The following is a 21,643-nucleotide window of genomic DNA, read 5'->3' as shown; positions in this document are numbered from 1 at the left end:
TGGGTTTGTGACGGAAATGCGACAGAGCGTATACCTACAAGAGCAGATATCGTAGGTTGGAACATATCTGTGCAAAAACAAAAAAGCCCGCAAGCAAACTTGCGGGCTTTCTCATTTGCTCAATTTTTAAGCTCTATCTTCAAGCCTTATGCTCGGGCGGAATAAACTTGTTATTGATGACCCACTGCTGTCCAATCGACAAGATATTGTTAACTACCCAATACAACACCAGGCCAGACGGGAAGAAGAAGAACATGACCGAGAATGCCAATGGCATGAACAACATCATCTTCGCCTGCATAGGATCAGCCGGGGCCGGGTTCAGCTTGGAGGTGATATACATCGAGATCGCATAGATCACCGGCAAGATAAACCATGGGTCAGGTGCAGTCAGATCCGTGATCCAGCCCACCCATGGTGCGCCGCGCATTTCCACGCTGGCTTGCAAGACCCAGAACAATGCCAAAAAGATAGGCATCTGGATCAGGATAGGGAAGCAGCCGCCGAGAGGATTGATTTTCTCGGTTTTGTACAACTCCATCATGGCCTGGTTCATTTTTTGCGGATCGTTTTTGAAACGTTCACGCACGGCCTGCATCTTCGGCGTCACGACCTTCATTTTTGCCATGCTGCGATAACCGGCAGCCGACAATGGGAACAAAGCCAGTTTGATGGCAATCGTGAAGACCACGATCGTCCAGCCCCAGTTACCCAGCATCTTGTGGATTTGCTCCATGACCCAGAACAAAGGCTTGGCGATGATGGTCAATACACCATAGTCTTTTACCAGCTCAAAACCTGGGGCAATTGCTTCCAGCTTGGCAGATTCTTGCGGGCCTGAATACAATTGAGCATTCATACTGACGGTTGCACCCGGTGCCACTGTGCCCATGGGCAAGACATTACCGACTGCGAACAGATTGGTATCAACTTGTTTCGTAAAGATTTCACGCTTGGTCTTGTCTTGCGGGATGAAAGAAGACACAAAGAAATGCTGCAACATCGCTATCCAGCCATTGTCTGATGCTTTGGCATGACTATCTGAACCTTTGGCGATTTTTTCAAAATCCAGTTTCTGGAATTTTTCTGCATCTGTATACACAGCAGGCGCGTAGAACTCACCACTGCCAGAGAAAATGCCGCCACTCTCAGGCTTGGTGCCGTCATGCAGTAATTGCAGATACAGAGAAGGCGTAACCGCTGCCGCACTGGTATTGGTAACATCATGACGCACATCAATCAGGTACTCACCTTTTTTGAAGGTATAAGTCTTGGTCAGCTTGACGCCACTTTGCTCGGATTCCAGCACCAGTTGCACCTGGTTGCCACCTTCCAGGGTACGTACACCTGGTTTGGCAACGAAGCCGGATTTGTGATTAGGGTAAGCACCGCCCAACAAACCGGTTTGCGCCAGATAAGTGCGTTTATCAGATTTATTAAACAGGAACACATTTTTAGTGCGGTCCGTGTCATTTTTATGCTTGAGCAATTCCAGCTTTTTCAGCTCGCCACCAATGGTATCAATTTCCGCCTTGACGACATCAGTTGTGATGATAATGGTTTCACTCTTGATAACAGGGGCTGCTGTTGCATCCGTACCAGCAACTGCGGTAGCGCTTGCCGATGTGGCTGTAGCAGCGGTAGCACTATTGCTGGCAGAAGCCGAGGCACTGGCCACTTTGACAGATGGTGGCGGTGGAGCGAACATAGACGGCTTGCCGTTATATTGCCCCCAACCATTCCAGAGCATGAGCAGTGAGAAAGAGAAAATTACCCACAGGACGGTACGTTTGATATCCATTTGTGTATGTCAGGAAAGGGGAGAAGAATGTCCAGTATGCTTGCCATCATGGCAGCACTGGGCAGATGTGGGGGCAGTTTGCGATTTTTCACTAGCAGGTGGCACATTATCCACGCCGCCAGGATGCCAGGGATGGCATTTGCACAAGCGTTTGCCTGCCAGCAAGCTACCCTTGGCGGCACCATGTACCTTGATGGCCTCTGCTGCATATTCAGAGCAACTGGGATAAAAACGACAGTTCTGCCCCAGCATGGGACTAATTGCCAGCTTATAAAATCTGAGCAACAGGAGCAGCAGGGTTTTCATCTCAAATGCCCTAAAGTTGACTTACTGGCAGTTTGCTAACCGCCACTGCGCAAGCCGGTGCGGCAAATAGACGCAAGATTTCCGCCCTGAGCTCACGCTTGAGCTGGGCGGTCGTCGCCGGCCCTGCCTTGCTGTTAACAGGGCGGGACAGCCGCACGATGCAATCCACATTCAGCAATGATGCGTGACGAAAAATCTCGCGGGTGACACGCTTGATCGTATTGCGCGTCACGGCACGTGGCGCAAAACGTTTAGCGGCCACCACACCCAGACGGGCATGCGGCAAATCATTGGTTCTGGTGTACAGCACAAAATGCGCGGTCTTTTGCACGGGGCGCAAACGAAAAACGGATGAAAACTCATCCGTTTTAACGATGCGTCGAACGCGGGCAAAATCTGCGCCGCCTGCACCTGCCTGAACTGGCTCAGTTATATGATTGATCATGCGAATTCAGCAAGGCTGGCGCAGACCAAAACTGATAATCAAGCTGCCAGGCGTTTACGGCCTTTGGCGCGACGTGCGTTCAGAACAGCGCGGCCACCGCGGGTTGCCATACGTGCGCGGAAACCGTGGGTGCGCTTGCGGCGAACGACGGAAGGTTGGTAAGTACGTTTCATGTTGGTCTCGCTAATTGAGCAATAAAAAAAATCGGAATTACGGATAAAGGCTGTCTTGGGTGCGACTTCGGCTTGCACATTTTCGTCAGGCCTTTCGCCTTTACTGCCCCAAAACCGCTGCTCATGGTGTTGCGCATCAATCCATCAAAAAACCGATAATTAAAGCCGCACCAATAAAAGAGGGGTAGGGAACCCTGAATTAGACACCATTTTTGCTTTGCGTGTCAATCACTTAGCGCAAAAATTAATCAATCAGGGCACAAGCATTGGTGCAATGCAAAGAATAAATTTAAACCCAAACCTGTGGATAACTCGGTCAAGCGGGGTTAAAATAGCGGATTAGCGCGGCACCGTTTTATGTCTTCCAGACAACTTACCCAGCGATAGAGGCGCAAACCTCACAGTAATCTTTACTAAATATCGCACCGGTAGAATTTAATTCGGCACCGCGCATTTGCATTTAATAATTAAAGTCATACATGGAAAATTTCTGGCAGGCCTGTTCTTCCCAACTTGAGCAAGAGCTTCCACCACAGCAATATAGCGCCTGGATCAAACCGCTAGTACCGCTTGACTATGAAAACGGCAAGCTGCGCATTGCGGCGCCCAACCGTTTCAAACTGGATTGGGTCAAAGCCCAGTTCGCCAGCCGCATCACCGACCTGGCGAACCAGTTCTGGGATGAGGATGTCGAAGTACAGTTTGTGCTTGATCCGCGTGGCAACAGAAAGCCGGCTCCCCCAGCGGCGGCTGCGCCACGTTCGCAAGGTTTGAATGCTGACCTCGATGCCCAGGGCAGCGTGCCAGAAATGATGTCCGAACCGGCGCAACCAGAAGTATCACCGCGCCGCGAACAAAGCCGTATTAATTCCGACCTCACCTTTGACAGCTTCGTCACCGGTAAGGCCAACCAGTTGGCCCGCGCTGCAGCTATCCAGGTGGCGAATAACCCTGGTGTTTCGTACAACCCATTATTCTTATATGGCGGCGTTGGCCTGGGTAAAACGCATTTGATCCACGCCATTGGTAACCAGATCCTGGTCGATAACCCGAACGCCAAGATACGCTACATCCACGCTGAACAATATGTACGCGACGTAGTGACCGCTTACCAACGCAAGGGTTTTGACGAGTTCAAACGCTATTACCATTCGCTGGATTTGCTGCTGATCGATGATATTCAATTCTTTGGCGGCAAGAGCCGTACACAAGAAGAATTCTTTTACGCCTTTGAAGCCCTGATTGCGGCCAAGAAACAGATCATCATCACCAGTGATACTTACCCAAAAGAAATCACCGGCATGGATGACCGCCTGATTTCGCGCTTTGACTCTGGCCTGACAGTCGCCATTGAACCACCAGAGCTGGAAATGCGCGTAGCGATTTTGCTCAAGAAAGCGCATTCAGAAGGCGTGAATATTTCTGACGATGTTGCCTTCTTCGTCGCCAAGCATCTGCGCTCCAACGTGCGCGAACTTGAAGGTGCATTGCGCAAGATCCTGGCTTACTCCCGCTTCCATGGCAAAGAAATCACCATCGACGTGGTCAAAGAAGCCCTGAAGGATTTGCTGTCGGTACAAAACCGCCAGATTTCCGTAGAGAACATACAAAAGACCGTTGCTGACTTTTTCAACATCAAAGTCGCCGACATGTATTCGAAAAAACGTCCGGCCAATATCGCAAGGCCACGCCAGATTGCAATGTATCTGGCCAAAGAACTTACGCAAAAGAGCCTGCCAGAAATCGGCGAACTCTTTGGCGGCCGCGACCACACCACGGTCTTGCACGCCGTACGCAAGATCACAGCAGACCGCACCAAAAACCCCGAATGCAACCATGAGCTGCATGTATTAGAGCAAACGCTCAAGGGTTGATGGGCTGGATGTTGTAGGATGTGCAAGTTGGGATGGTTTTGGCGGCATGTAGATGAATAGGGTGCGCCATGCGCACCAAGTCAGTAAAGCCAGCTAAAACGGTGCGCACGGCGCACCCTACGGGTTGGCAAGGGTTTTGCTCTGGAATTGGTGATACGCGAAATCGTATTAACGTCATCCCAGCGAAGGCTGGGATCCATCTGCGCAAGAGCCGTTTGCACAGAGCGACATAGAAATTTGGCAATATGATGTGACTCCCTCCCCCTGAAAGGGAGGGAATGAAAAATTTGTAAGGTGCCCCATGCGCATCAAAGTAACAAGCAATACCGCAGTAAATATGTGAAGCAGTTTATAAAAAACAGTAAGAGATAATTTAAGTTCCTTATCACCATAATTTAGTGAGGATATTCAAATGCAATTGGTTAAAACCCACCGGGACACCCTGCTCCGGCCTTTGCAAATTGTGAGTGGTATTGTCGAGCGTCGGCATACATTGCCGATTCTGGCCAATATCCTCATTCGCAAAGACGGTGAACAAGTGTCGTTCCTGTCGACAGACATCGAAGTGCAGATCACGACCAAGGCGGCCATAGGCTCAGGCGGCGACGTCACAGCCACGACGGTAGCAGCCCGCAAATTGCTGGATATTTTGCGCGCCCTGCCAGATGACAATGATGTTGTCCTCAAGCTTGAAAACAAGAAGATGACCGTGCAGTCAGGCAAGTCGCGCTTCTCCTTGCAAACCCTGGCGGCAGAAGAATTCCCTACCGTGGCCCAGGCCGAGCATTTCAATGCCAGCGTCAACCTGCCACAAAAAACCCTGAAGCACCTGTTCAACATGGTGCATTTCTCGATGGCGCAACAAGACATTCGTTATTACCTGAATGGCTTGCTGCTGGTCGTTGATGGCAAGAACGTCATCGCCGTGGCAACTGATGGCCACCGCCTGGCGTTTTGCCAGGTCGAAGTTGAGCAAGAGTTCCCGCGTCATGAAGTCATCATCCCCCGCAAGACCATCATCGAGATGCAGCGCCTGCTGGAAGACAAAGAAGACCCGGTACAAATCGACATCGCCAACAACCAGGTCAAACTGACTTTTGCCGATATCGAACTGATTTCCAAACTGGTCGAAGGCAAGTTCCCTGACTTTAACCGCGTCATCCCAAAAGGCTATAAAAACAGCTTCACGTTGGGCCGTGAGCAATTGCTGCGTTCACTGCAACGTGCCGCGATCATGACGTCGGACAAGTTCAAGGGCGTGCGTTGCGTCATCACCCCTGGCCTGATGCAGATCCTGTCGACCAATGCCGACCAGGAAGAAGCGATAGAAGAAATCGAAATCGACTACGGTGGCGACAGCGTAGACATCGGCTTCAATGTCAGCTATCTGCTCGATGTATTGAACAACCTCAAATGCGACCAGATATCGGTCTCTTTGGGTGACTCCAATTCATCCGCACTGATCACTATCCCCGACAACACCGACTTTAAATATGTCGTCATGCCGATGCGGATATAGTTTTTTTATGTGCTGAATTGCCGTGAAAGCTGTACGCAAAATTCACGGCAATCTCATTACCGTCATTCCCGCGCAGGCGGGAATCCACCGGGCTGGCGCCCCAGTGTCGTTGTGCCGTAATGCATCAACAACGCAGACAGTGGATCCCACCTGAATAAGAATGACAAAGCAGTCCCTGAATATGTTTCACATTGGGCGATTGACACAATTGTCCAAAACAGTTCGTTTTTTTAGAAGGTAGCCATGTCCGATAACACCCAAGACAACACTCCAGCCCAGCCCAATCAATACGGCGCATCTTCAATCCAGATTCTGGAAGGCCTGGAAGCCGTGCGGAAACGCCCCGGCATGTACATCGGTGACACCTCGGACGGCACCGGTCTGCATCACCTGGTCTTTGAAGTGCTGGATAACTCGATTGATGAATCCCTGGCAGGTCACTGTACCGAGATCAATGTCACCATTCATAGCGACAACTCCATCTCGATTACCGACAATGGCCGCGGCATCCCTACCGGCATCAAATGGGATGACAAGCACGACCCAAAACGCAGCGCCGCAGAAATCGTCATGACCGAGTTGCACGCAGGTGGCAAGTTTGATCAAAACTCCTACAAAGTATCTGGCGGTCTGCATGGCGTGGGCGTGTCCTGCGTAAATGGCTTGTCCAAGTTGCTGAAGCTGACTATCCGCCGCGATGGCAAAATGTATGCGATGGAATTTGTCCGTGGCGTACCGCAAAACCGCGAACTCGAAACCGTTGATGGCATTGTTACCTCACCCATCAAAGTCATGGGTGACACAGACAAACGCGGCACTGAAGTCCACTTCTGGGCCGATGAAGAAATCTTTACCCATGTTGAATTCCATTATGAAATCCTGGCCAAGCGCATACGCGAATTGTCCTTCTTGAATAATGGCGTACGCATCAAGCTCAACGACCACCGCACCGGCAAAGAAGAATTGTTTGCCTTTGAAGGCGGCACCCGAGGCTTTGTTGAATACATCAACAAAAACAAAAGCATACTCAACCCAACCATTTTCCAGGCCACTGGCGAACGCCTGTCTGACCAGGGCACCAACATCACGGTCGACGTCTCCATGCAATGGAATGACGCCTACAATGAACAGGTATTGTGCTTCACCAATAACATCCCGCAGCGCGACGGTGGCACCCACCTGACCGGCCTGCGTGCCGCGATGACCCGCGTCATCAACAAGTATATTGAAGAACACGAATACGCCAAAAAAGCCAAGGTCGAAGTCACTGGCGACGACATGCGCGAAGGCCTGACCTGCGTCTTGTCCGTCAAAGTGCCAGAACCAAAGTTCAGCTCGCAGACCAAAGACAAACTCGTCTCCAGCGAAGTGCGCGGCCCGGTAGAAGAAATCGTCGCCAAGACCCTGTCTGACTTTTTGCAAGAACGACCAAACGACGCCAAGATCATTTGCGGCAAAATCGTCGAGGCATCCCGCGCCCGTGAAGCAGCCCGCAAAGCCCGCGAACTGACACGCCGCAAAGGCGTCATGGACGGCCTGGGCTTGTCATCCAAACTGGCAGACTGCCAGGAAAAAGACCCGGCCCTGTGCGAACTGTACATCGTCGAAGGTGACTCTGCGGGTGGATCAGCCAAGCAAGGTCGCGACCGCAAGTTCCAGGCCATCTTGCCACTGCGCGGTAAAGTACTCAACGTAGAAAAAGCCCGCTTTGAAAAAATGCTGTCCAGTGAACAGATCACCACCCTGATCGCCACCCTGGGCACCAGCATAGGCCCCGACGAATTCAATGCCGACAAACTGCGCTACCACCGCATCATCATCATGACCGATGCTGACGTTGACGGCGCCCACATCCGCACCCTGCTGCTGACCCTGTTCTATCGCCAGATGCCACAACTGGTAGAACGCGGCCACATCTACATCGCCCAGCCACCACTCTACAAAGTCAAGGCAGGCCGCGATGAACGCTATCTCAAAGATGACGCAGAAGAAGCCACCTACATGATGACCGTTGCCCTGACTGGCGCATCCCTCACACCAGGCACAGGCGCAGCCCCCATCACTGGCGAAGCCCTGGGCGAACTGGTACGCCAGTACAACCTGGCCAACGCCATCATGATGCGCCTGACCCGCGTCATCGACCGCGCCGCCCTCACCGCCATCATGACCGGTGTCACGCTGAAACTGGATAATGCAGAAAACGCAGAAGCATCCGCCATCGCCCTGACCGCCGCCATTGGCGACAATGCCGTGAAAGCAGTAGTACGCAGCGACGAACTCTCAGGCGCATTCAGCCTGCGTATAGAACGCCTGTACCACGGCAACATCAAGGTCAGCAGCATCGACGCCGACTTTGTTGATGGTGCCGATTACCAGGTACTGGAAAACGCCGCCACGACTTTCAAAGGCCTGCTCACAGAAGGCGCATTCATCCGCCGTGGCGAAGGCGAAAAAGCCAAGGAAATCGCCGTACACGACTTCCACCAGGCCATGCTCTGGCTACGCGACGAAGCCGAACGCGGCGTCAGCAAGCAACGCTACAAAGGTCTGGGCGAAATGAACCCAAGCCAACTCTGGGAAACCACCATGGACCCCACAGTCCGCCGCCTGCTCAAAGTACAGATCGAAGACGCCATTGCCGCCGACCAGATCTTTACAACATTGATGGGTGATGACGTTGAACCACGCAGGGCGTTTATTGAATCGAATGCGTTGCGGGCGGGGAATATTGACGTGTAGTATAGTTGCATTAGAAAAGCCCACAAAGATGGGCTTTTTTATTTATCTACAAGACCCAAAATTTGGTAAGTGCGTTGCACAATATCAATATTTACATATTATTCGAAGTTTCGATGAAACTAGAACACACGAATTACATACTGATATACATGTGAATTTTCAGACTATTGAGAAAATCTGTATTCAATCTCGTGGTTTCTGCAAACAAAATATCTTATGCAATGAACAACACTGAAATCGTCCAAAAACTCTGGAATTTATGCGACATCCTGCGTGATGATGGAATCAACTACTCTGATTATGTTTCCGAACTAGTCCTCCTGCTATTTATTAAAATGGAACAAGAGGTTCAAGAGCATCGTGTAATACTCAACCCTTTAGCACGCCATAAATTGCCGGAGTATGCCCGTTGGGAAACACTCGCTCAGCTGCCAGAGGAAAAAAGGTTAGACCACTACAAAAAAACTCTAAAGAAACTCAGTGAAAGCGAAGATCAGCTTATAAATGCGATTTATGCAAACGCACAGTCGCAATTGAAAGAGCCACGTCATCTAAGTCAATTGATTAAATCACTAAACAGTATTGGCTGGTTTAGTGAGAAAAAAGACGGCCTTGGAGATCTATATGAGGGTTTATTAGAAAAGAATGTAATTGAAACAAAATCTGGAGCGGGACAATACTTTACTACTCGCCCACTAATTGACAGTATTATTGCAGTAGTTAAACCAAAAGCAGGTGAAATTATTCAGGATCCAGCAGCGGGTACTGCTGGTTTTTTAATTTCGGCCAACGCTTACATACGAAGTCAAACAAATGATTTTTTTGGTTTCCCCCCCCAGCAAATAGAATTTCAAAGAAGTAAGGCCTATGTGGGAGTGGAACTAGTCGCTAGTACACGACGCTTAGCCTTAATGAATTGTCTACTTCACGATATGGAGGGGGATGATGAAGGAATCGTCATCCTGGGGAATACCCTCAGTGATTTAGGAAGAAATTTACCTCCTGCCGACTTAATTCTTAGCAATCCACCATTTGGAACAGCAAAAGGTGGTGGGGGTCCAACTCGAAAAGACCTGCCATTTACGACAGGAAATAAGCAACTTGCGTTTTTACAGCATATTTACTTGGGTCTTAAACCTGGTGGACGTGCTGCAGTCGTGTTACCTGACAACGCCCTTTTTGAAACGGGTATTGGCTCAGAAATTCGCAAAGATTTAATGAATAAATGCCATCTACATACGGTCTTACGATTACCTACTGGTATTTTTTATGCTCAAGGGGTGAAGACAAACGTAGTTTTTTTTACGAAAGTTAGTGATACCGCAGTAGGTAGCACTGATGAAGTTTGGGTTTATGATTTACGTGCCAATATGCCTAAATTTGGTAAACGAACCCCGTTTAGTCGCAAGTACTTTCGAGAATTTGAAATTGCCTATGGAGATGATCCGTACGGCAAAAGCACACGTATAAATCAAGGGGAACAGGGACGTTTCCGTCTCTTTAAACATTCCTTGATTGCAAACAATGACTACAGTCTAAATATATCATGGCTAAAAGACGAAAATACGGAAGATGCTGCGGACCTGCCAGACCCGGCAATGCTCACACAGGAAATTGTAGTTGAACTTGAGGCGGCGATAGTGGAATTACAAACGATTCTGGACGAATTGGGTAAGGCATGAAAACTCTACCTCTCGGATGGACACACGCAAAACTCGGCCAGGTTATGGAATTGAAATATGGTAAGGCTTTGCCTGATAGGGTCCGATCTGGTGCGGGATACCCCGTCTATGGTTCAAATGGAGTAGTTGGCTTCCATCACACTCCACTAACTGATGGAAAAACCATAATCATAGGGCGGAAAGGCAGTGTTGGGGAAGTAAGCTTCTCAGAAACCCCATGTACACCAATTGATACCACTTATTACGTTGACCACTTCCCATTTGGAGATCCAAAATATTGGTTTTATCAGCTTAAACAACTTAACTTGGCGTCATTAAATAAATCAACTGCGATTCCTGGTTTCAACCGAAAAGACGCATATTTATTAAACATTTCCCTACCACCGCTTGCGGAACAAAAACGAATTGCAAATAAACTTGACGCCGTACTTAAGGTGGTTCGAAACTGCCAGAAACGCCTTGACAGTTTGCCAATTAATATAAAGCGTCTTCGGCAGTCTATCCTCGTCGCTGCTACATCTGGCGAGCTGACACGAAGCTGGCGAAAAAAAATGGGGAAACGAACGGCAAATGATGTCACTTGGATTAAAGAACAAGGAAACGATGTTTTTGATGTGATTACCAGCGGCTCAAGAGGTTGGGCAAAATATTACTCGAACGAGGGTGCAATTTTTCTTCGTATTGGAAATTTGAATCACCAATCCATCTCCTTAGATTTATCGAAAATTCAATATGTAACTCCCCCAAAAGATGCTGAAGGCAATCGGACCAGGGTTCAAATAAACGATATATTAATATCAATTACCGCAGATGTTGGAATGGTTGCATTAATTGATGGACCACTACTATCAGAGGCATACATTAATCAACATATATGCTTAGCACGACCAAAATCAGAATATAACGCAAAATATTTAGCTTATTTTTTGGCCTCACCTACAGGGGGGGTAGCACAACTTCAAAATCTCAGCAAAGGCGCAACAAAAGTTGGATTAACATTAGGCGACATTCGAAATCTTGAAATTCAGATTCCCCCTTCTGAAGAGCAGCATGAAATTGTGCGACAAGTAGATTCTCTTTTTGCTTTAGCTGACAAGTTAGAGCAACGCCTTTCTAAAACATTCATTGCGGCCAATCGGTTAATGCCAGCGCTATATGAAAAAGCTTTGCATGGCGCACTCGTGCCACAAGATTCAAATGACGAATCAGCTGAAGATTTGCTGAAAAAAACGAATGTTCACATACGAAACATCGGGCAGAAACCGCCAAGGAAATTAATAAACTCTGCGAAAAAAAATATGAATCTAAATCAGATTAGCCCCATTTTGGATATTTTAAATCAAGAAAAAAAATCTCTTTCAGGTAGAGAGTTATTTATATTAGCTGGATATCCTCAAGAAGCGTCGGTGCAATTATTAGAACAATTCTTCCTCGATATTCGTGACCAAATAAGCAATGGGCTTGTAATAAAAAAGCGCCCAAAAGATTCCAATGAAGACTGGTTTGAATTAGCCAACAATGCATGATGGAAGAATAAGCAATGAAAATTGACAAATTTCATATTCGTTCGAGATTTAAAAACCTTGAAAATGTGTCTATAAATTTTGCTGAAGCGAGTTTGATGACGGTTATCGTTGGTCTCAATGGCTCAGGGAAATCAAACGTGCTCGAAGCCTTGGTATCTATCTTCCGTAATTTAGATTTAGGCGAATCTCCACCTTTTTCGTATGCACTGACGTATCAGTTAGGCGATGCCCATTCGGATCGGTGGGACGAAATTGAAATTGATGCCGATCCATCTCGACTCGGCCTATCTAAACAATATCAAATAACAATAAAAAAACTCAAACTGTACGGCGCTAAAAAAGAACTAAATGCTGTCGAGAACCCAAAAGATCCATTGCCATTTTCAAAAGTAAAACGAGATCCTAAATCAGGTGTCGCACCATATCTACCAAAGTATTTGTTTGCTTATTACTCTGGTCCGAGCGACAGACTAGAATCGTACTTCAGAAAACATCGGACAGATTTCTATAATAAATTACTCAAAAACGAAGTTGATCTCAAAGGTGATATCCGACCATTATTTTATGCAAAACCATTTCATAGTCAATTTGTGCTCCTTGCCTTCTTTTTGAGCGCCCAAGAAGACAACGAAAAAAAATTTTTACGCGATGAACTAGGGATAGAAAATCTCGATAGCGTCCATTTCGTAATGCGTAGACCATCATGGGCAAAAAAGAAAGGAGAACTATTTTGGGGTGCGCATGGCGTAGTCCGCAAATTTCTTGACGAGCTATTTCCTTATGCATTAGCGCCGATTAAGGTCACCAGAGGGGAAGATACTACACTTACTGGAAGCCAAATCAAGAATGAATTCTTCCATTTATTTTTGCCTGACGTCACATCACTACGAAATTTTGCAAAGAATTTGAGCCCTGATGAATTATTCAAAATGCTTGAAAGTACGCTGTTATCGGAAATGATTTCTGAAGTAAGCGTTCGCGTAAAAATCACTTCTACGGATGAATCTTTAACTTTCCGTGAATTGAGCGAAGGGGAGCAACAATTATTGACCGTCCTAGGCCTGCTAAAATTTACCGGTGGCAAAGATTCGCTGTTTCTCCTAGACGAACCAGATACGCATTTAAATCCATCTTGGGCAGTCAAGTATTTGAGCTTTTTGGAGCGATTTGTTCCAAATCACGAAACAAGTCATCTCCTGATGGTAACCCACCATCCACTGGCGATTGCAGAACTTGATCGTAGCCAAGTTCAAGTTATGAAGAGAACATTAAGAGAAATTCCCAGTCCCTTGGCAGACGATAATTCTTCTGTAATGCAACGTTCTCAAATTACGGCTTCAATGCCGAATGAGAGCCCACGAGGTATGGGGATCAATCTGATTCTACGAAGTGATATGTTTGGTTTAAAAACAACGCTCGACAATAAAACAAATGAAAAAATAATTGAGCGCAACAAATTGGCAAGTAAGGAATCGTTGCAGGGTAGTGAATTAAAGAAATTAGATGTTTTGAATGAGGAATTGGACAAATTAGGTTTTAATTTTATTTCAGACGATCCTGACTATACGGATTTCCTCAATAAAAAATATCATCAAAAGAATGACGAGGCAAAATAATGCGCTGGATATGTGAAGATCATATCGAAGAATGCTTAACTGAAGAGTGGCGAAAAACAGCCGGGGATGCACTTAAAGCACTTGAAAACGCATCGACAATAACAGCGAAAAAAGCCATCTTGAAGAAGGCTAGTTCTTCAAAAATTTGGCGTGACTTTTATAAACTTTTACCAGAAAATTTGAAAAAAAAATGTTGGTATTGCGAAGCTGCAGATGTACGGTCAGACTTTCCGATAGATCACTTTAGACCGAAAAATAGGCTCGATGGTGACGAATTACATGACGGTTACTGGTGGCTAGCTTTCGATTGGAAAAATTATCGTTGTGCATGTACATTTTGTAACTCGCATCGAAAATTTACAGATACTAAAGGGGGGAAAGCATGTCAATTTCCGTTGGTTGAGGAAGATAAACGTGCGTATAAACCTGGAGATGATTTCAATTTAGAGGACCCAGCATTTCTAGACCCGTTTAACCCCGAAGATTGCAAATCAATCTGGTTTGACAATGATGGAAAACCCGCTCCGTCAGAAAATATCAATACTGTTCAACGCAAAAAAGTAGAAAATTCTATCGTAATATTTCATCTTCATGAAACAAGAATTTGCAGAAAGCGAAATAACATTCGAATTGACGTTAACAAAAAAATTGTGAGCCTTAAAGCTGCAAAGGAAATCGGCGACAGAACACAAATTACTAAAATTACTAAATCTTTAGCGAAAATGGTTCGGGAAACTGAAGAATACTCTCGTGCTGCAAGTGTATATCTCAAACCTTACCGTTCACTCCCTGAAATAAGTGCGATACTGAATATTGATTGATCGGATTAGCGGCGGTACCTGCAATAATTTCTGTTACTATTGATCTTTACATAATACATGACAGTACCCTTGTGTTGGTTCTTATAGGAGAATCAGCACGCGATGTGTTGTCATCATTTAGGAAAACCTCAATAATTGGCGCTGGTGACTCGCTCAAAAAATAAAGGAAAGCAGAGCACGACGCGGCTTCCGCCCCCCTAAGCGAACGTTGTGCTGCATCGCAATCCTAGCTTTCTGTCTGTTCACTTTCGCGCGTAATCTCACGATAAATACGCACTGAGGCAGCAAGCCAATGCACGACCGCATTCAGAGAATTCCCGGATGTAGCACAATGCTTCCTGGACACTTAAACCACCGCAGTATTGAACGACTCGGGCCGCCGTGCAAGCAGGTGAGACAGCCGTTGAAGACCCGCCTGTAAGCGTCCACGGCCCTTAATGCTGCCCAAAGAGATGCGGATTGCATTCACTGATCCGCGGCCACTTGCGGATGCCTCTGCCGGCGTAACTGCTATGCCCTCGCTGTCTGCCGCGCGCGCAAGCTGTGCGGAATTCCAATATGCTGGCAGCTCTAGCCAGATATGCAGGCCGTCTCCGGTGCCGCTGTATCGCCCTGCCAGAATATCCCTGGCCATGCTGTGGCGCAGGCGCGCCTCTTTGCGTATGCCTTCCATCAATCTGTCAGCCGAACCGTCGAGTATCCACTGGGTGGCCAGTGCGGTCGTCAGAGGGGTGACCATCAGCGCAAATGAATTTAGCGCGACCAGGAAACGTTCGCGTTCTTGCGTGGCGGGTATGAGCACGAAGGCGACGCGCAAGCCGGGCGTCAGGCATTTTGACAGGCTTGAGATGTAATACACCTGTTCCGGGGCAAACGTGGCAATAGGTAGTGGCGGGGCATCGGCAAGGGCCGGTAGGGGTCGTCCTCGACGATGCGTACATTGCAGCGCTTCGCGATGCTGGCGAGTTCCTTGCGCCGGTGTTCTGGCATGGTGATGGCGGTCGGGTTCTGTAATGTGGGATTGAGATAGACCAGCCTGGGCTTGTGCTAGCCGCTGCCTGCAAGGCATCTGCAATTTGCAAGAACCGTGGCCCGCCGTTCATGGCAAATCATGGCAATCAGGTTGGTAAATTTTGTCTTGTGTGTTTTTCAACTGGGACATTTTGTCCTCATGTATGGAAATTGCTTTCAGGTAGTATGCAGGAGGATGTGGAGCAACACTATCCTTGCAGGGCAGTCGTTGGGGCTTTCACCGCTCTGATCTGCATTCGGCAGCTTACTTTGCTGGATGCCTGTGGGGATGGTTTGAACAAGAAACGTAGCTGCTAAAGCAAGGTTTTAGTTAGTGGGCTTCACGATAGATAGTGGTATGTAATAGCCTGGAAATACTCAAAATGATGGATTGGATACCTGTAGTCTTGGTGACGTTCAAGATTCTCGTGCTTGGCGTGGGCATGTTTTTCGCCGTCAAGTGGCATTATGATCAAGGGAAGAAGGAGCAGGACAACGGGCTGGAGCAGCGCGCGGTTTTACGCGCGAGTGGCAAGGTGGCCGTCATCTTCATGCTGTCGCTCCTGGGCCTGGGGCTTTTCACCTTCGTGCTTGCCAGTACGTTTGGTTTGGACTTGAGCTTCCCATGATGGCTAAGAGTAGTTGGGCGATATGCAGTGATATGGCAGGCTGCTCGGGCCTCAGGGTTGTTGCCGCTTAAAAAAGTCCCAAATCATTTCCGCCCCATTCGGGGCCATTGGCGATGGGCCTAGCAGGCGGGCGCGGCGGTAGTAGGGTTGCGGTAGGCCATGTCCACCGCCGTGGATGGTGACGAGTTCGACTTCGGTTCTGGCGTCCTGCTTCCAGCTTATGCGTTCTACATCGACACCTGATATTGCGGTCGTCTGTGCTGTGGGTGTGCTGGTGATCTTGTTCAGGTCTGCGAAATATTGTGCCGATGCGCGGGCGTTAAGTACGTCGCCGCATTTGTAGAACAGGCCTAGCAGGTTCACTTCGCCGCCGTTGTAGGGCACTAGCGGGTCTTTGGTGCCGTTCATGATCATGACGGAGGTTCCGCCGGTGCTTGCGGGTTTACAGCGGAAGTTTTGCGGAACTTGCACGCTGGCGGATACTGCGGCTACGGCGCGGAAGCGGGCTGGGGATTCCAGCGCGAGGCGTAGTGACATGAAGCCGCCTGCGGAGACGCCGGTGGCGAATACGCGGGTCTTGTCTGTGCCCAGGTCCTTGACAAGTTTGTCGGTCAGGGCGTTGAGGAAGCCGACATCGTCGATGTCGCGGCCATTGACCTGGTAGTCGCCGATTTTGCCGCAATCGTTCCAGTCAAAGCTGTGGGAATTGGGGTAGACGATGGCAAAGCCATGCTGGTCGGCGAGGCGTTCGAAGCCGTAGCCGGTTTCTACGCGTATGTCTGCTGCGCTTTGGCCGGAGCCGTGCATGACGAGTACCAGGGGTGCGCCCTTGGGCAGGTCGCGGGGGACATAGCTGATGTAGGTGCGCTTGATGCCACCTGCTTGTATGCTGCCTTTTTGCACAGCGCCAGACAAGGCTGGGCGCACAGGTGTTGGGGAATAAATGAAGTAGGCGAACAGCGCGCCGCACAATGCGATGAGGGCAAGCAGGGCAAGCAGGCCCAGCAGTATCCAGGCAAACCAGCGTAACACTCGTTTCATCTTGCACCTCGATTGCCTGGACAGGTTAATGTAAGCAAGACAGCAATAAACGAGTAAAGCGGCCTGAGCGCATTCAGGTGAAACGATGATACAGGCATCATTTGCTTAACTCCTGTTGGCCGCTGGGGCGTAGGTAAATCAATGTGAGACTGCACCCTGATTTGATGCTGCTGATTGTGCGATTACTCAACTATTCGACTTCGCGCAGAATTTTTTCTACTGTCACGAGCCTGCCGTGCATTTCTGCCAGCGCTACCTGGCTTGCACGCGCTCGGTAAGCTTCGTCCTGCCCGAGGCGCACCCTTACCTGCACAACATCGGATAGGTATTTCATGAAGTAGACGATGACGGCAGCAGCAGCGGGGAAGAAGAACGCAGCAAATAACATTTTAAGACATGTTAACCCCTATGATTCTGGTTTGTTGTGCAGAGAAAACACCGCCGCAGCGATACCGCTTACTTCAAAATATTTAGAACTCATTTCATAAATAGGATGAGTGCGAACAAGACGATTTGGGATGCAGTGCAAGACGTGACGCGCAGCTAAGGCGTCCGCCTTTGCAAGCGGCACAACGCTGCAATGCGCCCAAATCGTCAGTTCCCGAAGGGTTTGCCTCATAACGCGCGCTGGACTGCGTTGGACTCGTTGTCAATAGGCAAAGCTATTGACTGCCTCGTCCGCCTTGCCAGCCCACGTTATGAGGCAAACGCATCTCACCCTATTTATGAAATGAGTTCTAAATGCTTTGCCTTCATGAGACAGTAGGAGCTGGCTGATGTAGTTGCGCCCTTGCGTCTCAAGCGCAGCAACAACGCGCAAGCGGTGCGGGTTGGACAACGCCGCCAGCACTGCCAGCAAGTGATCGCCTTTGAGCGCATCTTTTCTTAATTTCTTTCATATGTGAACAATATCTTACCCATATCAGCGTGCAAATAACTTTTTGTATTTACTTTTTGCTGGAGCTTATCGGGCAAAAGGCACTGTCGTGATGTGGGAACAAGGGCTTTTCGCACAAGAGGAAAGAGTTGATGATGGGGCGGATAAGCTCGGACTGAGCCAGCTTATGGTGAATGTCTGTTTTTTTATACAAATACTATCCCACTCACACTTTGCTTGCCCAAGACCAACAGACTGCCAGCATAATACCTGCTGACAAATTACCCACTGAAAAATGGCGGATGAGCTTATCTCCGCGACCTTATCTCAGGAGACAGCTCGTTGAAGCAGACTAGAGTACTTATTGCAGGCGCAGGCATTGCAGGTTTGACGGCGGCGCATGAGCTGGCCGAGCGCGGCTATTTGGTGACGGTGGTGGAGGCGCTGGCTGTGCCGGGTGGCAAGTCGCGCAGTATTCCGGTAGAGGGTTCGGCTACGGCAGGCCAGCAAGAGCTGCCGGGCGAGCATGGCTTTCGCTTCTTCCCTGGTTTTTACCGGCATATCCCCGACACCATGGCGCGCATACCCTGTATTCTGGCAGATGGTTCTTATGGCAGCGTGGCAGACAACCTGGCGCACACTACACGCACACTGGCGTTGTCAAAAAAGGGGCGCTGGGAAGTGCCTAACCAGTTGCGCTCATCATCGCGTGACGCGGCATCGCTGCTGTCTTTTCTGTACGATCTTTTTGTGGGCAGCGGTGTTGATGTGCCGCGTGAAGACATGCTGCATTATGTGCGCTGCGTGTTCACCATGCTGACCAGTTCAGATGAGCGGCGCTTTGGTGAATTTGAAAATATCTCTGCCTGGGATTATTTCCAGGCACCGTCACGCTCTGAGGCTTATCAGAAGTATGTCATCAATGCCGTGACGCGCACCCTGGTGGCTTGCCGTGCGGCAGACATGAGTGCACGGTCCAACGTGGTGGTGGGCATACAACTACTCAGCGATATTTACCGCAGTTGTGCCGACCGGGTCTTGAATGGCCCGACCAGCGAAGTATGGATAGCACCATGGGTCACGCATCTGGAACACCTGGGGGTGGAGTTTATCCAGGGGGTGTCAGTAGAAAATGTGTTGTGGGATGGTGAAGCTGCACGTGCCTTGCAAATGGACGATGGTAGAGAATTGGCAGCCGATCACTTCATCCTTGCGCTGCCGCTGGAAGCCTTGCACGCTATCAGCAATGACGACATGCTGGCGAGAGCACCCAGCCTCGCCAGGCTGGGTGAACTCAAGACCGAGTGGATGAATGGCATCCTCTTCTATCTCGGGCAAGACATAGAACTCAATCACGGGCACACCATATTCCTGGATGCGCCGTGGGCATTGACCTCGCTATGCCAGCAACGCTTCTGGCCACGCGGGCTGGCCCAATATGGCGATGGCACAGTGCGCGGCATTATCAGCGTTTGCATATCTGATTTTGATGCGCCGGGTGAATACATACGCAAACCTGCCAAGGATTGCACGCCAGTAGAAATACAGGAAGAAGTCTGGCAACAAATCCTGGCCCACCTTGCACCGGCAGACCGGGCAGAGCTGGAAGCAGCGGGAGTGATCGCCTGTTCCATCGACCCATCACTGCGCTGGACAGAGCAAGGCATGGAAAACGATGCGCCGCTTTTCGTCAACACCGCCGGTTCCTGGGCGGCACGGCCTGAAGTGGATATAGGCATCAGCAACCTGTTTGTCGCTGGCGATTTTGTGCGTACTGCGACCGATGTGGCGACCATGGAAAGCGCGAATGAATCTGCACGCCATGCAGTCAACCACATACTTGATCTGACTACATCCAGTGCCGCACGCTGCCAGTTATTCCCGCTGGAAGAACCGACGGCACTGACACCACTCAAGGTTATAGACAGGCTGCGCTTTGAGGCGGGCCTGCCGCACCTGCTGGACCTGGTGCCAGTATTTTCTGGCGAAACCATCGCCTGGCTGGGTGGCATGACTGGCCGCGTTGCCGAGTATTCTGTCAAGGCGGGCGATATCGTGCGCCAACTCGGCTGGGACCAGCGCCTGCCCGAATTTGAATCCAGGGCCATGCGCTTTATCAACAACCTCAGCAGGGGCGTGGCACCAGTATCCAAATGGGCCAGCACTACGCCTGACTTGAAATCAGGTACAGCAGAAACACAGACTAATACATCCGGGGTCAACGCGCTGATCAATGATGTAGTCGGCTCCATTAATGACAAGGCACTGGCAGACGACCTCGATAAATTACGTGCACGTTTGATCAGCGCGCTTGACCAGACCGACAAACACTTCAGAGAATACGGCGCCAGCCACCAGCGCCATCTTATCGATGGCGTACTGGCAGACTCGCTGTTCCAGTCCGGCAAGCGCCTGCGCGCAAGCTGCGCTCTGCTGTGCTCCATGCTCATGCGGCGCTTCTTGTCAGAAGAAGCGGTGCAAGTCGCCATCATCACAGAATCGATACACGCCGCCACCCTGCTGCACGATGACATCATCGATGAAGCCGACCAGCGGCGCGGCCACCCCACTGCATGGAAAAAATATGGCGTAGGTGCCGGTGTGCTGGCAGGCAACCTGCTGGTCTCACGCGCCGTGCGCTCACTCTACCGCATAGGCTATAACGGCCTGGCCGATGACTTGTTTGAAGTCATAGAATCCATGATCGCCGCCGAATCCGACCAGCTATCAGGCCGCCGCAACCTGGAAGCCTGCGAACAAGACTACCTGCGCATCATCGACGGCAAAACCGCCGGCCTGTTCGCCTGGTCCTGCCGCGCCGGTGCCACCGTAGGCGGCTGCAACGCCGCCACAGTCACCGCCACAGCCAATTTTGGCCGCCACATGGGCCTGGCCTTCCAGCTCATCGACGACATACTCGACCTCGCCCCCGATACCAAGGACACCGGTAAAACCCGCTACACCGACCTCAGCACCGGCCTGCTAACTTACCCCTTGCTACTGGCCCGCCAGCGCGACCTGCAAGGTTTTGATGTGCTGGCAGCGAATGGATTTGCAGATGCCGCCGAGGTCAGTACGTGGCTGGTCGCCAATGAAGCGCTGGAGGATACGCGGGCTGAGGCTGCGAGGCAGATTGCCATGGGAGTGGATGCTTTGCTGCCAGTGCGGCATTCTGCGGCTAAGGCGGCCTTGATTGAGTTGGCGCGGGCTTCTACCAAGCGGCTGAGATAAGAAATGTGCAAATGCCTTCATATTTGATTCGACCTTTACCTGCCCGCCTATGTTTGATACCCAACAAACACGCGCTAGCGTTTTGTGCATAATCTACTCCATCTCTTTTCCACCAAGCAGCCAATTTCACTATGACCTGGATTGTATCGTTGCTACTTGCGCTGCTTGCTGTCGCCGCTATCGTCGCAGGTCTTGCCTTCTATGGTGCGGCGCGCTGGGCAGATAAGAGGCTGTTCGAGATCTTATTGTAAACAAAAGGAATATTGCGTAAACTTAGGTGATGAGAAAAGCCTACCCAAGCGACATCAGTAGAGAACAGTTTGCAAAGATAGAAGATATTCTGCTGAGCGCA

Annotated in this window: 15 protein-coding genes and 1 pseudogene; 9 read left to right on the top strand and 7 right to left on the bottom strand. The window is 49.7% G+C overall.

What is annotated here, in order from left to right:
* Positions 1-139: 139 nt before the first annotated feature.
* The 4 genes from yidC to rpmH are packed head-to-tail and all read right to left on the bottom strand — an operon-like array spanning position 140 to position 2,725.
* Positions 140-1,801: a membrane protein insertase YidC gene (yidC, locus tag H8L47_RS11805; RefSeq protein ID WP_186953797.1), complete on the bottom strand. Its 1,662-nt coding sequence runs from the start codon at positions 1,799-1,801 to the stop codon at positions 140-142.
* 9 nt (positions 1,802-1,810) lie between these two features.
* Positions 1,811-2,107, bottom strand: a complete 297-nt coding sequence (yidD, locus tag H8L47_RS11800) for a membrane protein insertion efficiency factor YidD (protein WP_186953796.1) — start codon at positions 2,105-2,107, stop codon at positions 1,811-1,813.
* A gap of 10 nt (positions 2,108-2,117) precedes the next feature.
* Positions 2,118-2,552 carry a ribonuclease P protein component gene (gene rnpA, locus H8L47_RS11795; protein ID WP_186953795.1) on the bottom strand — a complete coding sequence of 145 codons (435 nt, stop codon included), beginning with the start codon at positions 2,550-2,552 and terminating at the stop codon, positions 2,118-2,120.
* 38 nt (positions 2,553-2,590) lie between these two features.
* Positions 2,591-2,725, bottom strand: coding sequence for a 50S ribosomal protein L34 (rpmH, locus tag H8L47_RS11790; protein ID WP_061535510.1), 135 nt, complete (start codon positions 2,723-2,725; stop codon positions 2,591-2,593).
* A 479-nt stretch (positions 2,726-3,204) separates the two neighbouring features.
* Between rpmH and dnaA the strand changes: the two genes are divergently transcribed.
* The 7 genes from dnaA (at position 3,205) to H8L47_RS11755 (ending at position 14,502) form a co-directional block, all read left to right on the top strand.
* On the top strand, positions 3,205-4,599 hold the full coding sequence (gene dnaA / locus H8L47_RS11785; protein WP_186953794.1) for a chromosomal replication initiator protein DnaA: 1,395 nt from the start codon (positions 3,205-3,207) through the stop codon (positions 4,597-4,599).
* Positions 4,600-5,011: 412 nt separating this feature from the next.
* Positions 5,012-6,118, top strand: a complete 1,107-nt coding sequence (dnaN, locus tag H8L47_RS11780; RefSeq protein ID WP_186953793.1) for a DNA polymerase III subunit beta — start codon at positions 5,012-5,014, stop codon at positions 6,116-6,118.
* Between the two features lie 243 nt (positions 6,119-6,361).
* The gene (gene gyrB, locus H8L47_RS11775) at positions 6,362-8,857 is read left to right on the top strand and encodes a DNA topoisomerase (ATP-hydrolyzing) subunit B (protein WP_186953792.1); all 2,496 of its coding nucleotides are present in this window, start codon (positions 6,362-6,364) and stop codon (positions 8,855-8,857) included.
* A gap of 221 nt (positions 8,858-9,078) precedes the next feature.
* Positions 9,079-10,539: a type I restriction-modification system subunit M gene (locus H8L47_RS11770; protein ID WP_186953791.1), complete on the top strand. Its 1,461-nt coding sequence runs from the start codon at positions 9,079-9,081 to the stop codon at positions 10,537-10,539.
* A complete protein-coding gene (locus H8L47_RS11765; RefSeq protein ID WP_186953790.1) occupies positions 10,536-12,065 on the top strand; it encodes a restriction endonuclease subunit S in 1,530 nt (509 codons plus the stop codon). Before H8L47_RS11770 ends, H8L47_RS11765 begins: the two co-directional genes overlap by 4 nt.
* 14 nt (positions 12,066-12,079) lie before the next feature.
* Entirely contained in the window at positions 12,080-13,681 is a 1,602-nt protein-coding gene (locus tag H8L47_RS11760) for an AAA family ATPase (protein WP_186953789.1), read from the top strand.
* Positions 13,681-14,502, top strand: a complete 822-nt coding sequence (locus tag H8L47_RS11755) for an HNH endonuclease family protein (RefSeq protein WP_186953788.1) — start codon at positions 13,681-13,683, stop codon at positions 14,500-14,502. The genes H8L47_RS11760 and H8L47_RS11755 overlap by 1 nt, the downstream gene beginning before the upstream one ends.
* A gap of 346 nt (positions 14,503-14,848) precedes the next feature.
* On the opposite strand, the pseudogene H8L47_RS11750 reads toward H8L47_RS11755, so the two are convergent.
* Positions 14,849-15,549 (bottom strand): annotated as a pseudogene (locus tag H8L47_RS11750) (aminotransferase class I/II-fold pyridoxal phosphate-dependent enzyme); the annotation flags it as partial.
* Between the two features lie 347 nt (positions 15,550-15,896).
* Here H8L47_RS11750 and H8L47_RS11745 point away from each other — a divergent pair.
* A complete protein-coding gene (locus tag H8L47_RS11745; protein ID WP_186953787.1) occupies positions 15,897-16,142 on the top strand; it encodes a hypothetical protein in 246 nt (81 codons plus the stop codon).
* Positions 16,143-16,193: 51 nt separating this feature from the next.
* Here the strand turns inward: H8L47_RS11745 and H8L47_RS11740 are convergent, their stop codons facing one another.
* Positions 16,194-17,183: an extracellular catalytic domain type 1 short-chain-length polyhydroxyalkanoate depolymerase gene (locus H8L47_RS11740; protein ID WP_186953786.1), complete on the bottom strand. Its 990-nt coding sequence runs from the start codon at positions 17,181-17,183 to the stop codon at positions 16,194-16,196.
* A 190-nt stretch (positions 17,184-17,373) separates the two neighbouring features.
* The gene (locus H8L47_RS11735) at positions 17,374-17,571 is read right to left on the bottom strand and encodes a hypothetical protein (protein ID WP_186953785.1); all 198 of its coding nucleotides are present in this window, start codon (positions 17,569-17,571) and stop codon (positions 17,374-17,376) included.
* Between the two features lie 831 nt (positions 17,572-18,402).
* Between H8L47_RS11735 and H8L47_RS11730 the strand changes: the two genes are divergently transcribed.
* A complete protein-coding gene (locus H8L47_RS11730) occupies positions 18,403-21,291 on the top strand; it encodes a polyprenyl synthetase family protein (RefSeq protein ID WP_186953784.1) in 2,889 nt (962 codons plus the stop codon).
* The last annotated feature ends 352 nt before the right edge of the window (positions 21,292-21,643 follow it).

The sequence above is a fragment of the Undibacterium umbellatum genome (assembly GCF_014284125.1).
Classification (GTDB): Bacteria; Pseudomonadota; Gammaproteobacteria; order Burkholderiales; family Burkholderiaceae_D; genus Undibacterium; species Undibacterium umbellatum.
This window is presented reverse-complemented; position numbering and strand designations above follow the sequence as displayed.

Bases quoted from the DNA above. Each gene is read 5' to 3' on its own strand.
- H8L47_RS11765 (WP_186953790.1), top strand. From the start codon at position 10,536: ATGAAAACTCTACCTCTCGGATGGACACACGCAAAACTCGGCCAGGTT.
- yidD (WP_186953796.1), bottom strand. From the start codon at position 2,107: ATGAAAACCCTGCTGCTCCTGTTGCTCAGATTTTATAAGCTGGCAATT.
- dnaN (WP_186953793.1), top strand. From the start codon at position 5,012: ATGCAATTGGTTAAAACCCACCGGGACACCCTGCTCCGGCCTTTGCAA.
- yidC (WP_186953797.1), bottom strand. From the start codon at position 1,801: ATGGATATCAAACGTACCGTCCTGTGGGTAATTTTCTCTTTCTCACTG.
- H8L47_RS11770 (WP_186953791.1), top strand. From the start codon at position 9,079: ATGAACAACACTGAAATCGTCCAAAAACTCTGGAATTTATGCGACATC.
- H8L47_RS11760 (WP_186953789.1), top strand. From the start codon at position 12,080: ATGAAAATTGACAAATTTCATATTCGTTCGAGATTTAAAAACCTTGAA.
- H8L47_RS11745 (WP_186953787.1), top strand. From the start codon at position 15,897: ATGATGGATTGGATACCTGTAGTCTTGGTGACGTTCAAGATTCTCGTG.
- H8L47_RS11755 (WP_186953788.1), top strand. From the start codon at position 13,681: ATGCGCTGGATATGTGAAGATCATATCGAAGAATGCTTAACTGAAGAG.
- rpmH (WP_061535510.1), bottom strand. From the start codon at position 2,725: ATGAAACGTACTTACCAACCTTCCGTCGTTCGCCGCAAGCGCACCCAC.
- H8L47_RS11735 (WP_186953785.1), bottom strand. From the start codon at position 17,571: ATGTTATTTGCTGCGTTCTTCTTCCCCGCTGCTGCTGCCGTCATCGTC.
- dnaA (WP_186953794.1), top strand. From the start codon at position 3,205: ATGGAAAATTTCTGGCAGGCCTGTTCTTCCCAACTTGAGCAAGAGCTT.
- H8L47_RS11740 (WP_186953786.1), bottom strand. From the start codon at position 17,183: ATGAAACGAGTGTTACGCTGGTTTGCCTGGATACTGCTGGGCCTGCTT.
- gyrB (WP_186953792.1), top strand. From the start codon at position 6,362: ATGTCCGATAACACCCAAGACAACACTCCAGCCCAGCCCAATCAATAC.
- rnpA (WP_186953795.1), bottom strand. From the start codon at position 2,552: ATGATCAATCATATAACTGAGCCAGTTCAGGCAGGTGCAGGCGGCGCA.